The sequence below is a fragment of the Chitinimonas koreensis genome (assembly GCF_014353015.1).
Lineage (GTDB): Bacteria > Pseudomonadota > Gammaproteobacteria > Burkholderiales > Chitinimonadaceae > Chitinimonas > Chitinimonas koreensis.
In genome coordinates, this window is the sequence record NZ_CP060704.1 from 4,383,474 (window position 1) to 4,397,796 (window position 14,323).

9 protein-coding genes, 2 tRNA genes, 3 rRNA genes and 1 pseudogene are annotated in these 14,323 nt (G+C 61.8%); 9 read left to right on the forward strand and 6 right to left on the reverse strand.

Annotated elements, in window-relative coordinates:
* Positions 1-20: 20 nt before the first annotated feature.
* Positions 21-578 carry a LexA family protein gene (locus H9L41_RS18355; protein WP_265583833.1) on the forward strand — a complete coding sequence of 186 codons (558 nt, stop codon included), beginning with the start codon at positions 21-23 and terminating at the stop codon, positions 576-578.
* Positions 579-970: 392 nt separating this feature from the next.
* On the opposite strand, the gene rrf is transcribed toward H9L41_RS18355, so the two are convergent.
* The 6 genes from rrf to H9L41_RS18385 form a co-directional block, all read right to left on the reverse strand.
* Positions 971-1,084 (reverse strand): 5S ribosomal RNA (rrf, locus tag H9L41_RS18360).
* Positions 1,085-1,229: 145 nt separating this feature from the next.
* Positions 1,230-4,108 (reverse strand): 23S ribosomal RNA (locus tag H9L41_RS18365).
* 328 nt (positions 4,109-4,436) lie between these two features.
* Positions 4,437-4,512 (reverse strand) — tRNA-Ala (locus tag H9L41_RS18370).
* Positions 4,513-4,523: 11 nt separating this feature from the next.
* Positions 4,524-4,600 (reverse strand) — tRNA-Ile (locus H9L41_RS18375).
* Between the two features lie 70 nt (positions 4,601-4,670).
* Positions 4,671-6,203, reverse strand: a 16S ribosomal RNA gene (locus tag H9L41_RS18380).
* The 16S, 23S and 5S rRNA genes sit together here with 2 tRNA genes alongside, the layout of an rRNA operon.
* A gap of 422 nt (positions 6,204-6,625) precedes the next feature.
* Positions 6,626-6,817 (reverse strand): oxidoreductase-like domain-containing protein, encoded by a 192-nt coding sequence (locus H9L41_RS18385; protein WP_028445176.1) that lies wholly within the window; start codon positions 6,815-6,817, stop codon positions 6,626-6,628.
* Between the two features lie 56 nt (positions 6,818-6,873).
* On the opposite strand from H9L41_RS18385, the gene dnaX reads away from it, so the two are divergent.
* From dnaX to H9L41_RS18425, 8 genes and pseudogenes are all read left to right on the forward strand, one after another.
* Positions 6,874-8,817, forward strand: a complete 1,944-nt coding sequence (gene dnaX, locus H9L41_RS18390; RefSeq protein WP_028445175.1) for a DNA polymerase III subunit gamma/tau — start codon at positions 6,874-6,876, stop codon at positions 8,815-8,817.
* A gap of 34 nt (positions 8,818-8,851) precedes the next feature.
* Positions 8,852-9,183 (forward strand): annotated as a pseudogene (locus H9L41_RS18395) (YbaB/EbfC family nucleoid-associated protein).
* A gap of 172 nt (positions 9,184-9,355) precedes the next feature.
* Entirely contained in the window at positions 9,356-9,661 is a 306-nt protein-coding gene (locus tag H9L41_RS18400) for an Rv1443c family protein (RefSeq protein WP_187523530.1), read from the forward strand.
* Positions 9,658-10,254 (forward strand): recombination mediator RecR, encoded by a 597-nt coding sequence (recR, locus tag H9L41_RS18405; RefSeq protein WP_028445172.1) that lies wholly within the window; start codon positions 9,658-9,660, stop codon positions 10,252-10,254. The genes H9L41_RS18400 and recR overlap by 4 nt, the downstream gene beginning before the upstream one ends.
* Positions 10,255-10,550: 296 nt before the next feature.
* Complete coding sequence (gene minC / locus H9L41_RS18410; protein WP_028445171.1) at positions 10,551-11,294, forward strand: septum site-determining protein MinC; 744 nt, start codon at positions 10,551-10,553, stop codon at positions 11,292-11,294.
* Between the two features lie 29 nt (positions 11,295-11,323).
* On the forward strand, positions 11,324-12,133 hold the full coding sequence (minD, locus tag H9L41_RS18415; RefSeq protein ID WP_028445170.1) for a septum site-determining protein MinD: 810 nt from the start codon (positions 11,324-11,326) through the stop codon (positions 12,131-12,133).
* A 3-nt stretch (positions 12,134-12,136) separates the two neighbouring features.
* A complete protein-coding gene (gene minE, locus H9L41_RS18420; RefSeq protein ID WP_028445169.1) occupies positions 12,137-12,397 on the forward strand; it encodes a cell division topological specificity factor MinE in 261 nt (86 codons plus the stop codon).
* Positions 12,398-12,478: 81 nt separating this feature from the next.
* A complete protein-coding gene (locus H9L41_RS18425) occupies positions 12,479-14,245 on the forward strand; it encodes a Sel1-like repeat-containing protein kinase family protein (RefSeq protein ID WP_051318783.1) in 1,767 nt (588 codons plus the stop codon).
* The last annotated feature ends 78 nt before the right edge of the window (positions 14,246-14,323 follow it).

A 14,323-nucleotide genomic window follows, 5' to 3' on the forward strand; every position in this document is an offset into this window, starting at 1 on the left:
CGTTCACCCGATGCAAATCCATGAATGAATTCGAAAAAGATCTCGACTACCTGGGCCGGCTGCAGGACTACTATGCCGACAACCGCTGCCTGCCGTCCTACGCCCGGCTGATGAGTCTGTGCGGTTTCGCCAGCAAATCGGCGGTCTCCAAGCTGCTGACGCGGCTGCAGCTGCAGGGCTTCGTCTCGCGTAGCCGCGACGGCGACTGGGTGCCGAACGACCGCTTCTTCGAGCGCACGCTGTCGACCCAGCCGGTGCCGGCCGGCATGCCGGTCTCGGCGCGCGACGTCGGCAACGACAGCTTCGCCATCGACCATTACCTGATCAACCGGCCCTCGGAGACCATGCTGATCCCGGTCAAGGGCGATTCGATGATCGACGCCGGCATCCATCCGGGCGACCTGGCCGTGGTCGAACGCCGTGCAGCCGCCAACGTCGGCGACATCGTGGTCGCGATCGTCGACGACGAATTCACCCTCAAGACGCTGGCGCGCGAAGCCGGCCAGTTCGTGCTGCAGCCGGCCAACCCGGCCTACCCGGTCATCCGCCCCGCGGCGCGCTCGAGATCTTCGGGGTGATGGTGGGGCTGGTGCGTAAATACCGGCACTGAGGCTTAGTCCGGTCGTCCCGCATTCCAGCTCGTAGAAACGATCAAGCCCCGCACGAACCGTGCGGGGCTTTCTTATTGCAGGTGTAATTCGATCTATTGAAGCTTCGATCTATTGAAGCGCAGGGATTCGTCCCTTTGCACAGAGCGCCGGATAAGCTTGGGGTGAGGGCTGGCTCATCAAATCACAGCACTCGAGACCATCCTGAAGCATTACCTGCTGCGCTTCATTGCGACTTGCGCCCCAGCCAATCCGAAGCAGCGCTCAATCCGGATACTCAGTGCGCATCAATCAAGCCAATCCGAGCCGCAAAGCTACAAAGCAAAACGCCCCGAACATCAGTTCGGGGCGTTCTAGAGGGAGCCTGGCGATGACCTACTTTCACACGGGTATACCGCACTATCATCGGCGCGACGTCGTTTCACGGTCCTGTTCGAGATGGGAAGGCGTGGGTCCAACGTGCTATGGTCGCCAAGCATTAACTTGGGAGCCCGATCAACTCTCTGATCAGCACTCATATTCGTTCGGCCGGTATCTCACCAGCCTCACATGGAAGAAGTAACTCTTTAGGTTGACCGACTCGACCTCGCAAACCCTGCCCTCTCAGGCATCTTGGGTTATAGGATCAAGCCTCACGGGCAATTAGTATCGGTTAGCTTAACGCATTACTGCGCTTCCACACCCGACCTATCAACGTCCTGGTCTCGAACGACCCTTCAGGGGGATCAAGTCCCCAGGGAAGTCTCATCTTAAGGCAAGTTTCGCGCTTAGATGCTTTCAGCGCTTATCTCTTCCGAACTTAGCTACCCGGCGATACGACTGGCGTCATAACCGGTACACCAGAGGTTCGTCCACTCCGGTCCTCTCGTACTAGGAGCAGCCCCCTTCAAACTTCCAACGCCCACTGCAGATAGGGACCAAACTGTCTCACGACGTTTTAAACCCAGCTCACGTACCACTTTAAATGGCGAACAGCCATACCCTTGGGACCGGCTACAGCCCCAGGATGTGATGAGCCGACATCGAGGTGCCAAACTCCCCCGTCGATGTGAACTCTTGGGAGGAATCAGCCTGTTATCCCCGGCGTACCTTTTATCCGTTGAGCGATGGCCCTTCCATACAGAACCACCGGATCACTATGTCCTGCTTTCGCACCTGCTCGACTTGTCAGTCTCGCAGTCAAGCATCCTTATGCCATTGCACTATCAGTACGATTTCCGACCGTACCTAGGATACCTTCGAGCTCCTCCGTTACACTTTGGGAGGAGACCGCCCCAGTCAAACTGCCTACCATGCACGGTCCCCGATCCGGATGACGGACCTAGGTTAGAACCTCAAACACACCAGGCTGGTATTTCAACGTCGGCTCCACGAGAACTAGCGTCCCCGCTTCAAAGCCTCCCAGCTATCCTACACAAGTCTGTTCAAAGTCCAATGCAAAGCTACAGTAAAGGTGCACGGGTCTTTCCGTCTAGCAGCGGGGAGATTGCATCTTCACAAACATTTCAACTTCGCTGAGTCTCGGGTGGAGACAGTGTGGCCATCGTTACGCCATTCGTGCGGGTCGGAACTTACCCGACAAGGAATTTCGCTACCTTAGGACCGTTATAGTTACGGCCGCCGTTTACTGGGGCTTCGATCAAGAGCTTGCACCCCATCACTTAACCTTCCAGCACCGGGCAGGCGTCACACCCTATACGTCCACTTTCGTGTTAGCAGAGTGCTGTGTTTTTAATAAACAGTCGCAGCCACCTTTTCACTGCAACCCCATCGGCCTTCGCCTGTACAGGCTACAACCTACCGGGGCACACCTTCTCCCGAAGTTACGGTGTCAATTTGCCGAGTTCCTTCACCCGAGTTCTCTCAAGCGCCTTAGAATTCTCATCCTACCCACCTGTGTCGGTTTGCGGTACGGTCAATCTGTAACTGAAGCTTAGCGGCTTTTCCTGGAAGCAGAGCATCAACCACTTCGTCTGCAAGCAGACTCGTCATCACGCCTCAGCTTAGTCTCGCGGATTTGCCTACGAGACACGCCTACACGCTTAAACCGGGACTTCCAACACCCGGCTGGCCTAGCTTTCTCCGTCCCCACATCGCATTACAGATTGGTACGGGAATATTAACCCGTTTCCCATCGACTACGCATTTCTGCCTCGCCTTAGGGGCCGACTCACCCTGCGCCGATGAACGTTGCGCAGGAAACCTTGGGTTTTCGGCGACAGGGACTTTCACCCTGTTTATCGCTACTCATGTCAGCATTCGCACTTCCGATACCTCCAGCAGACTTCACAATCCACCTTCGCAGGCCTACGGAACGCTCCTCTACCATATGCCTTACGGCATATCCCTAGCTTCGGTTCATAGTTTGAGCCCCGTTACATCTTCCGCGCAGGACGACTCGACCAGTGAGCTATTACGCTTTCTTTAAATGATGGCTGCTTCTAAGCCAACATCCTGGCTGTCTATGCCTTCCCACCTCGTTTTCCACTTAACTATGCATTTGGGACCTTAGCTGAGGGTCTGGGTTGTTTCCCTTTCGACACCGGACGTTAGCACCCGATGTCTGTCTCCCACGCTCGCACTTTCCGGTATTCAGAGTTTGCCATGGTTTGGTAAGTCGCGATGACCCCCTAGCCATAACAGTGCTTTACCCCCGGAAGTGATACGTGAGGCACTACCTAAATAGTTTTCGAGGAGAACCAGCTATTTCCAGATTTGTTTAGCCTTTCACCCCTATCCACAGCTCATCCCCTAGTTTTGCAACACTAGTGGGTTCGGTCCTCCAGTGGGTGTTACCCCACCTTCAACCTGGCCATGGATAGATCATCTGGTTTCGGGTCTACACCCAGCAACTGAACGCCCTATTCGGACTCGCTTTCGCTACGCCTCCCCTACTCGGTTAAGCTCGCTACTGAATGTAAGTCGCTGACCCATTATACAAAAGGTACGCAGTCACCCTTACGAGGCTCCCACTGTTTGTATGCATCCGGTTTCAGGTTCTATTTCACTCCGCTCCCGCGGTTCTTTTCGCCTTTCCCTCACGGTACTGGTTCACTATCGGTCGATCACGAGTATTTAGCCTTGGAGGATGGTCCCCCCATCTTCAGACAGGATTTCACGTGTCCCGCCCTACTTCTCGTACGCTCAGTACCACCGATCGCTTTTCACATACGGGGCTATCACCCACTATGGCCGGACTTTCCATTCCGTTCTGTTAAGCGTTCGACTATCACGTACAGGCTCTTCCCCTTTCGCTCGCCACTACTGGGGAATCTCGGTTGATTTCTTTTCCTGCAGCTACTTAGATGTTTCAGTTCACTGCGTTCGCCTCTCATACCCTATGGATTCAGGTATGGATACCCTTGCGGGTGGGTTTCCCCATTCGGACATGCCCGGATCAAAGCTTCATTGCCAGCTCCCCGAGCCTTTTCGCAGGCTTGCGCGTCCTTCATCGCCTGTGATCGCCAAGGCATCCACCAGATGCACTTATTCGCTTGACCCTATAACCTAAAATGCCTAAGCATCGATTACAGGTGTTTGCGATGCCAGATCCATTCTTTCGAACGATCCAGCTGTCGATACAATCAACCCATTGCAGTCCTTTACAACTCCCCAGGCAACTTTCATCGCCCAGTTCGTCATTGAACTACATTGGTTACTTCTTCCATTTTTTTAAAGATCAAGTACAGACTTTCGTCCATTCGGCCAAGAAGCCAAACAATAAAATACTCCGCCATGCGACTCTCGTCGCAACGCTCAATATTCTCTTGTCTGGACTCTCGTTCCTGTCCACATCCTCCCGTTCCGCTTTCCAGCCCGGCAACGATGTGGTGGAGGCAGACGGGATCGAACCGACGACCCCCTGCTTGCAAAGCAGGTGCTCTCCCAGCTGAGCTATGCCCCCAATCGAGTTACTGGTGGGTCAGATAGGAATCGAACCTATGACCCCCGCCTTATCAAGACGGTGCTCTAACCGACTGAGCTACTGACCCAGCTCCCGTACTTCTCTAACTACTACAACCGATAAGTGTAGACACTTGGCTACAGCGCCATTTTCTCTAGAAAGGAGGTGATCCAGCCGCAGGTTCCCCTACGGCTACCTTGTTACGACTTCACCCCAGTCATGAATCCTACCGTGGTAACCGGCCTCCCTAAGGTTAGCCTAGCTACTTCTGGTAGAACCCACTCCCATGGTGTGACGGGCGGTGTGTACAAGGCCCGGGAACGTATTCACCGCAGCATGCTGATCTGCGATTACTAGCGATTCCGACTTCATGCAGTCGAGTTGCAGACTGCAATCCGGACTACGATCGGCTTTCTGGGATTGGCTCCACCTCGCGGCTTGGCAACCCTCTGTACCGACCATTGTATGACGTGTGAAGCCCTACCCATAAGGGCCATGAGGACTTGACGTCATCCCCACCTTCCTCCGGTTTGTCACCGGCAGTCTCCTTAAAGTGCTCAACTGAATGGTAGCAACTAAGGACAAGGGTTGCGCTCGTTGCGGGACTTAACCCAACATCTCACGACACGAGCTGACGACAGCCATGCAGCACCTGTGTCCAGGTTCCCTTTCGGGCACCGCCAAATCTCTTCGGCATTCCTGGCATGTCAAGGGTAGGTAAGGTTTTTCGCGTTGCATCGAATTAATCCACATCATCCACCGCTTGTGCGGGCCCCCGTCAATTCCTTTGAGTTTTAATCTTGCGACCGTACTCCCCAGGCGGTCTACTTCACGCGTTAGCTGCGTTACTAAGGTATTGCTACCCCAACAACTAGTAGACATCGTTTAGGGCGTGGACTACCAGGGTATCTAATCCTGTTTGCTCCCCACGCTTTCGTGCATGAGTGTCAGTGCTATCCCAGGGGGCTGCCTTCGCCATCGGTGTTCCTCCACATCTCTACGCATTTCACTGCTACACGTGGAATTCCACCCCCCTCTGACGCACTCTAGCCACGCAGTCCTCAATGCAGTTCCCAGGTTAAGCCCGGGGATTTCACATCAAGCTTACGTAACCACCTGCGCACGCTTTACGCCCAGTAATTCCGATTAACGCTCGCACCCTACGTATTACCGCGGCTGCTGGCACGTAGTTAGCCGGTGCTTATTCTTCCGGTACTCTCAGTTGCATGGGTATTAACCACGCAGATTTGCTCCCGGACAAAAGAGCTTTACAACCCGAAGGCCTTCTTCACTCACGCGGCATGGCTGGATCAGGCTTGCGCCCATTGTCCAAAATTCCCCACTGCTGCCTCCCGTAGGAGTCTGGGCCGTGTCTCAGTCCCAGTGTGGCGGATCATCCTCTCAGACCCGCTACGGATCGTCGCCTTGGTGAGCCTTTACCCCACCAACTAGCTAATCCGACATCGGCCGCTCATATAGCGCAAGGTCTTGCGATCCCCTGCTTTCATCCGTAGATCTCATGCGGTATTAGCGTAACTTTCGCTACGTTATCCCCCACTACACGGTACGTTCCGATGCATTACTCACCCGTTCGCCACTAACCTGGGAGCAAGCCCCCAAGTCCGTTCGACTTGCATGTGTAAAGCATGCCGCCAGCGTTCAATCTGAGCCAGGATCAAACTCTTGAGTTCAATCTCTGTTTAAATTGCTTCATTTGGCGTATTGCAAAATCAAAACCGTCGAAACGATTTCAATTCAACGTAAGCCTTGGCATCCTTCGCCAAGCGCCTACGCTTATCGGTTGTATCTTGTTAAAGAGCGTTTGCTTTCGCACTCAAACTCGGCTAGACTCGTTCGTTTTCGCTTCGTTTTCGTCTGCGTCAGCAGCAGAGATGCGAACTATACGGATCGCCGCCACACCCGTCAACACCTCTCGCGAAGATTTTTGAAGAATCGTACGAACACCAATGCAAGTCATTGATTCTTCAATATCGCACGCCTCAAAAATTTGAGGCCCCAATCTCTTGGTCAGGCGTTCAAGCCAAATCCAGAGAACTCCATTCAGTGCCACGAGCCCGCCGCGCAGTGCGAATGCACGGCAAATCACATATATCTATTTAGTGCCGCCCTCACCGGCCCGCTCCTGTTGCCGCCGCTCCCATTCGAGCAACTGCCGGCGATACAGCTGCAGTTCTTCCGCATAGAAATCGAAGATGCACGGCGAGCAGCCGCTGTTGCAGCAGGCCTCCGGTTCCGGCTCGATCGGCGGCAAGGGTTTGGGATCGTGGGTTGGGTCGTGCTGCATTGCGCTGCTTTCTCCTGTCACCGGTCGTACAAGGCGCTTCTGCTAGAATCGCCGGCATGACTTATCAAGTTCTCGCTCGTAAATGGCGGCCCCGCTCCTTTGCCACGCTTGTGGGCCAGGAGCACGTGATCAAGGCGCTGAGCAATGCGCTGGAGAACCAGCGCCTGCATCACGCCTACCTGCTCACCGGTACGCGTGGGGTCGGCAAGACCACCATCGCGCGCATCCTGGCCAAGTCGCTCAATTGCGAGACGGGGATCACCGCGTCGCCCTGCGGCGAATGCGCGGCCTGCCGGCAGATCGATGCCGGCCGCTTCGTCGACCTGCTTGAGATCGACGCCGCTTCCAACACCGGCATCGACAATATCCGCGAAGTGCTGGACAACGCCCAGTACGCGCCGACCCAGGGCCGCTTCAAGGTCTATATCATCGATGAAGTGCACATGCTCTCCAAGAGCGCCTTCAACGCGATGCTGAAGACGCTGGAGGAACCGCCCGGGCATGTGAAGTTCATCCTGGCCACCACCGATCCGCAGAAAGTGCCGGTCACCGTGCTGTCGCGCTGCCTGCAGTTCTCGCTGCGCCAGATGCTGCCGCAGCAGGTCAGCGGCCATCTGCAGCACGTGCTGGAAGCCGAATCGATCCCGTTCGAACCCGGTGCGCTCGGCCTCCTGGGCCACGCCGCAGCAGGCAGCATGCGCGATGCGTTGTCGCTGCTCGACCAGGCGATCGCCTATGGCGCCGGCCGGGTCGAGGAAGCCGGCGTGCGCGCCATGCTGGGCGCGGTCGATCAATCCTATCTGTATGAATTGCTCGAACGGCTCAGCGCGCGCGACGGCAACGGCCTGATCGCCGCGGCGGAGAATCTGAGCACGCGCGGCGTCGGCGCCGACTCAGCCTTGCAGGAGCTTGCCTCCCTGCTGCACCGGCTGGCCCTGATGCAAGCCACGCCCGCCGCAGTGGCGACCGACCATCCGCAGTACGCCGCCCTTGCTGCATTGGCCGGCGCATTCACGCCGGAAGACGTCCAGCTCTATTACCAGATCGCGCTGCATGGCCGCCGCGACCTCGCGCTGGCGCCCGATGAATTCGCCGGCCTGAGCATGACCCTGCTGCGCATGCTGGCCTTTTCGCCTACGCGGCAGCAGGTGGCCGGCGACTTGCCGGCCATCGTCCGGCCCGCCGCCATGCCGGTCGCCGCCCCTGCCGCGAGCCCCGCTCCGGCAGCAGCCCCGCAGAATCCTGCTCCGGTCGCAATGGCGCCGGCGCCCGCACCTGTGCCCGCCCCGGCTCCTGTACCCGTACCGGCCCCCACTCCGGCTCCTACTCCCACGCCGATACCCGCGCCGACACCCGCACCGGTTGCCGAACCCGCTCCGGCCCCGGTCGCCAAGCCTGCCGTACAGGAAGCGCCGCCCTGGGAAGAGATCCGCAGCGAATCCGAGTACGAGCCTTTGCCGCCCGACATGCCGCCGCCGGCACCGTGGGAAGCGATGCTGGAAATCGAGCCGGCCCATGCAGCACCGGCAGCCACGGAATCGCGCGACGGCGACATCCGCGCCGATAGCTACACGCCCGACGTCGCCGAAGCACCGGCGGAACCGCGCAGCTTCGACGGCGACTGGGCCGCGCTGATCATCCAGCTCAAGCTCGGCGGCCAGGCCGGCATGCTGGCGCAACACGCCGAATTGACCGCTTATGACGGCCTGCATTTCGAGTTGGCGGTGCCGGATGCGCACAAATTCGTCGCCGGCCCGGAATACCGCGACAAGCTCGAGCAGGCGCTGAGCCAGTATTTCGGCGCGACGGCCAAGGTCCAGCTCACGGTCGGCGGCGTTGCCGACGCCACGCCGGCCGCCGTGCTGCAGCGCGAACGCCAGGCGCGCCTGGCCGATGCCGTCGCGGCGATCAACAGCGATCCCTTCGTGCAGACCCTGATCGCTGAATTCGGCGCGACGGTAGTGCCCAATTCCATCCAGCCGCGCACGGACGCCGTCTGAGCGCAGTCGTTTTCCCCATCCAAGGAGTATCCCCATGTTCAACAAGGGCGGCCTGGGCAACCTGATGAAGCAGGCCCAGCAGATGCAGGACAATATGAAGAAGGCGCAGGAGCAGCTCGGCGAAGTCGAGGTCGAGGCCAGTCCGGCGCCGGCATGGTCAAGATCGTGATGACCTGCCACCACGTGGTGCGCCGCGTGGCCATCGATCCGAGCGTGATCGACGGCGACGACAAGGAGATGCTCGAAGACCTGGTGGCCGCCGCGTTCAACGACGCGCTGCGCCGCGCCGAACAGACCTCGCAGGAGAAGATGGCCGGCCTGACGGCCGGACTGAACCTGCCGCCCGGCTTCAAGCTGCCGTTCTGACCGGACCGATGGCGCGCTACCAGCTCGCGTTCAGCTCCACGCTGGCCACCGGCGCGGAACAGGTGCGCGCCGTGGCGTTCACGCCGGCCGGGGTGAACGCCGAGCTGTGGCCCTGGCTGCGCATGCGCTTCCCGGGGCGCCGTTCACGTCGCTGCAGCAGGTGCCGGTCGGCGTGACGCTCGGCCGCTGCTGGCTGCTGCTGTTCGGCGTGTTGCCGGCCGACTACGACGACCTGTGCTTCGAGCGGATCGAGCCGCAAGGCTTCGTCGAGACTTCGCAGCTGCTCAGCCAGCGGGTCTGGCGCCATGAGCGGCAGATCGTCGGCGCAGCCGGCTCGCCGCAATGCACCGTGCACGATCGCGTCTCGTTCACCCCGCGCCTCGGCGTACCGGGCTTTCTAAGCCGGCTCCTGATCGGCCGGCTGTTCGCCTGGCGCCACTACCGCCTGCGCCGACGCTTCGGCCACGCGATGCCATGAAGACACCTTCTCCCCTCAACCGATTGATCGAAGCGCTGCGGGTGCTGCCCGGCGTCGGGCCGAAATCCGCCCAGCGCATGGCCTACCACCTGCTGCAACGCGACCAGTCCGGTGCAGCCGGCCTGGCCCAGGCGTTGGCCGAGGCGCTGACCCGGCTGCGCCACTGCGCGCGCTGCAACACCTTCACCGAACACGAGCTGTGCGAACTGTGCGCCGACGGCTCGCGCAACGATCGCCAGCTCTGCGTGGTCGAGATGCCGGCCGACCTGTTGCGCATGGAGCAGACGCTGGCCTTCAAGGGCCGCTACTTCGTGCTGATGGGCCGGCTGTCGCCGCTCGACGGGATCGGGCCGGGCGACATCCATTTCGACAAGCTGGTGGCGCGCGCCCAGGACGGCCAGGTGGAAGAGGTGATCCTGTCGACCAATTTCACCGTCGAGGGCGAGGCCACCGCGCACTATCTGGCCGAGCTGCTGCGCGCCCAGGGCCTCAAGGTCAGCCGCATCGCGCGTGGTCTGCCGGTCGGCGGCGAGCTCGAACACGTCGACAGCGGTACGCTGGCACAGGCGCTGATCGAACGGCGCATGCTGTAGTCCGTCGAATCGTCAAGTACTTATCCACCGCAGCGGATCGAGTCCACAACAGGCTTGCAGCCCGCATTCGCAGCTACAACGCGAAGCAGATCGCCCAAGCGGTTGATTCGATGGGGAAAACGTCAGCGGCAACATTACAGCAGCTTGACAAGCGCTACATTCGGGCTCATCGCGCCGCGTTCGCGCGGTTTTCTCCACAAAGTTATCCACAGATTGTTCCGATTGAAGCGCCTGCGGCGAAGCGGGTAAACTCGGCGGCAATTTTCCAATCCACACGCCGCCGCCGAGCGCCCTCGATGACCGCTTCCGTCAAGCCGGCCACCTCCCGCAGTGCTCCCGCCTTCGAACTCAAGAGCGCCGCACTCAACCTGATCGCCTTCGCGCCCAAGACCGCCAACCTCGCCGAACTCGAAGCCGCCCTGGAACAGAAACTCGGCGGCCGCGCCGATTTCTTCGGCGGCGATGCAGCCGTCATCGATCTGACCGACTGGCCGCTGGAGGCGACCCCGCTCGATCTGTCCGGCCTGGTCACGCTGCTGCGCCGTGCCGGCCTGCAGCCGGTCGCCGCGCGCGGCGGCCAGGCGGCGACGCGCGAATCGGCCCATTCGGCCGGCCTGGTCCTGCTGCCCGAAGCGGCCGCGCCGCGCGAGACGCCGGCCGAGCGGCCTGCCGAAGCGAAGCCCGCGGCGATCGTGGCGCCGAGCCCTGCGCTGATCGTCGACCGCCCGGTGCGCAGCGGCCAGCAGGTCTATGCGCGCGGCGGCGACCTGATCGTGCTGGCCCTGGTCAGCCATGGCGCCGAGCTGATCGCCGACGGCAACATCCACGTCTATTCGCCGCTGCGCGGCCGCGCCCTCGCCGGCGCGCGCGGCGACAGCGGCGCACGCATCTTCACCCATTGCATGGAGGCCGAGCTGCTGTCGGTCGCCGGCGTCTACCGCGCGATCGACGAGCCGCTGCCGCAGAGCATCCGCGGCCGTGCGGCGCAGGTCCGCCTCGACGGCAACAAGCTGGTCATCGAAGCAATGTCGCTCGATTGAACCCCATTCAAATTCCAAGGGAAACCACCGTGGCAAAAATCATTGTCGTCACTTCGGGCAAGGGCGGCGTCGGCAAGACGACCACCAGCGCCAGCTTCGCCTCGGGCCTGGCCCTGCGCGGCAACAAGGTGGCCGTGATCGATTTCGACGTCGGCCTGCGCAACCTCGACCTGATCATGGGCTGCGAGCGCCGCGTGGTGTACGACTTCGTCAACGTGATCCAGGGCGAGGCCAGCCTCAAGCAGGCCCTGATCAAGGACAAGCATTGCGACAAGCTGCACATCCTGCCGGCCTCGCAGACCCGCGATAAGGAAGCGCTGACCAAGGAAGGCGTCGAGCGCGTGCTGAAGGAGCTGGCCGACGACGGTTTCGACTACATCGTCTGCGACTCGCCGGCCGGCATCGAGACCGGCGCGCTGCTGGCGCTGTATTACGCCGACGAGGCGCTGGTGGTGACCAATCCCGAGGTCTCGTCGGTGCGCGATTCGGACCGCATCCTCGGCATCCTCGACGCCAAGTCCAAGAAGGCCGAGGAGGGCAAGAGCATCAAGGCCCACCTCTTGATCACCCGCTATTCGCCCAAGCGCGTCGACGCCGGCGAGATGCTGTCGCTCGACGACATCAAGCACCTGCTGCGCATCCCGCTGATCGGCGTGATCCCCGAGTCCGAATCGGTGCTGCAGGCGTCCAACAGCGGCACGCCGGCGGTGCACCTCGAGGGTTCCGACGTGGCGGAGGCCTACAAGGACGTGGTGGCCCGCTTCCTCGGCGAGGACAAGCCGCTGCGTTTCATCGAGGCGCCCAAGCAAGGCTGGCTCAAGCGCCTGTTCGGAGGGTAAGCGATGTCCTTCCTCGACTATCTGCTCGGCAACAAGAAGAAATCGGCCTCGGTCGCACGCGAGCGGCTGCAGATCATCCTGGCGCACGAGCGCGCCGGCCGCGGCGGCCCGGACTACCTGCCGGCGCTGCAGCAGGAGCTGATCGCGGTGATCTCGAAATACGTCTCGGTCGGCCAGGACGACATCAAGGTCTCGCTCGACCGGCAGGACGACTACGACGTGCTCGAAGTGAACATCGTGCTGCCCGAGGCAGCCAAGCGCTGAACCATGCCAGCCGGGCTTCGTCCCGGCTTTTTGCCGCACAACCGCCGCCGAACCGGCCCAGCGCCCGTCATTCATCACGCCATGACCGATTCCGCCGAAGCCATCGCCCCGCCCGAGCCGGCCGTCCAGCTCGACAAGTTCATCAGCCAGCGCGATACCGAGCGCTGGTGCAAGCGCCTGTCGGCCGACTACCCGGCCGCCGACTACTGGCTGTGCCACGAGGCGCGCATCCTGCAGGGCTTCCAGCGCGATCCGCGCTACGCCGCCCGCTTCGTCGCGGTCGACCTCGACCGCCGCATGCTGGTCTGCGAGGCCGACGGCCACCCGCTGACCCACTGGCTGTCCACCCGCGTCGGCGAGCTCGAGCATCCGTTCCAGCGCTCCAGCGACCTGCTGCGGCTGATCCTGGCCAGCCTGCGCGCGCTGGCCCACCTGAGCCGCGACGGCCTGGTCCACGGCGGCCTGAGGCCCGACACCCTGGTGCTCAAGCAGAACGACCGCGGCGAGATCGACTACGACAGCCTGACGCTGGTCGACTTCGCGGTCGCCCGCACCGGCCAGGAACGCATCGAGAAACCGCTGTTCATCGACCTGGCCAGCCCCGACGCGGCCTACCTCGCGCCGGCGCTGCGCGAAGCGGTGCTGCGCGACTGGCGCACCTACGCCAAGCTGGTCGGCGAGCCGGGCAAGAGCAGTTGGTACGAATTGTCCGACGCCGCGCGGCGGCAGTACGCCAGCGTGCTGATGCCCGACCTGTCGGTGAATACGCTCGACTGGCGCGTCGACCTGCATGCGCTCGGCCACTGGTTCCGCCAGATCTCGCTGCACCGGATCGACTACTTCAAGGATTCGCACCAGGAAGAACTGCCGGCGCTGATCAAGAAGATGCAGAAGTCGATGCTGCACGGCGGCTTCACCAGCCTCGACGCCTGCATCAAGGCATTCGAGGCGTTCGAGATGGACAAGCGCATGCTGGCCATCGCCGAACCGCCGCAGACCGCCAGCGTGGTCACCATGCAGCCGAGCCCGGTGCTGCACGCCAATTCGGCCGATGCCGCCCTGCCCGCCTCGCCGCGCCTCGACGACGACTTCTCGCCGCGGCCGGCCTACGCCGGGCAGCGCAGCACGGTCTCCTCCAGCTACAACCGCTGGGTCGGCATGGGTGCCGGCCTGCTGCTCGCACTGGTCGCCGGCGCCGCGCTGCTGCGCTCGCGCGAGGAACACGCGAGCGTGCCGGCGACGCCGCCGGTCGCCGAGCCGGCCGCCGCCACCGGCGCCGCGCCGGCACCGCAGCTGGAAACGGTCGCCCAGGTGGACAGCACCCAGCCCGCGCCGCCGCCGGTGCAGACCATCCCGGTCGCGCCGGTCGCCGAGAGCGCGCCGCCGCCGGCGGCCGACTACGCGAACCAGCCGATCGAGGCGCTACGCAGCGCGGCCGAAGGCGGCGACCCGGCCGCCCAGACCCAGCTCGGCCTGCGCTACCGCAAGGGCCAGGACGTGCCGGCCGACAACCAGAAGGCGGTCGAGTGGTACCGCCGCGCTGCCGAGCAGAACCATGCCGGCGGCCAGGCCTACCTCGGCTTCATGTACATGACCGGCCGCGGCGTCGACCGCAACGACGACGAGGCGGCGCGCTACTCGCGCCTGGCCGCCGACCAGGGCGACAGCACCGGCCAGTTCAACCTGGCCCTGCTCTACCTGGCCGGCCGCGGGGTACCGAAGGACAACGTGGCGGCCTACCGCTGGCTCAAGCGCGCCGCCGAGCGCGACGACGCGGCGCGCGCCCGGCTGGCCGCGCTGAAGCGCCAGCTCAACCCGGCCCAGCTGGCCGCGGCGGAGGCATCCTGAGCGCGGCCGGATTTGTCGCGTTGCAACAATCCAACAATGGCGGTTCCCCCGCTACGGCGCCGCGGGGCGCTTTGCTAG

Coding starts and splice junctions, on each gene's coding strand:
- minE (WP_028445169.1), top strand. CDS start 12,137: ATGTCCTTCCTCGACTATCTGCTCGGCAACAAGAAGAAATCGGCCTCG.
- minC (WP_028445171.1), top strand. CDS start 10,551: ATGACCGCTTCCGTCAAGCCGGCCACCTCCCGCAGTGCTCCCGCCTTC.
- H9L41_RS18385 (WP_028445176.1), bottom strand. CDS start 6,817: ATGCAGCACGACCCAACCCACGATCCCAAACCCTTGCCGCCGATCGAG.
- recR (WP_028445172.1), top strand. CDS start 9,658: ATGAAGACACCTTCTCCCCTCAACCGATTGATCGAAGCGCTGCGGGTG.
- H9L41_RS18355 (WP_265583833.1), top strand. CDS start 21: ATGAATGAATTCGAAAAAGATCTCGACTACCTGGGCCGGCTGCAGGAC.
- dnaX (WP_028445175.1), top strand. CDS start 6,874: ATGACTTATCAAGTTCTCGCTCGTAAATGGCGGCCCCGCTCCTTTGCC.
- H9L41_RS18425 (WP_051318783.1), top strand. CDS start 12,479: ATGACCGATTCCGCCGAAGCCATCGCCCCGCCCGAGCCGGCCGTCCAG.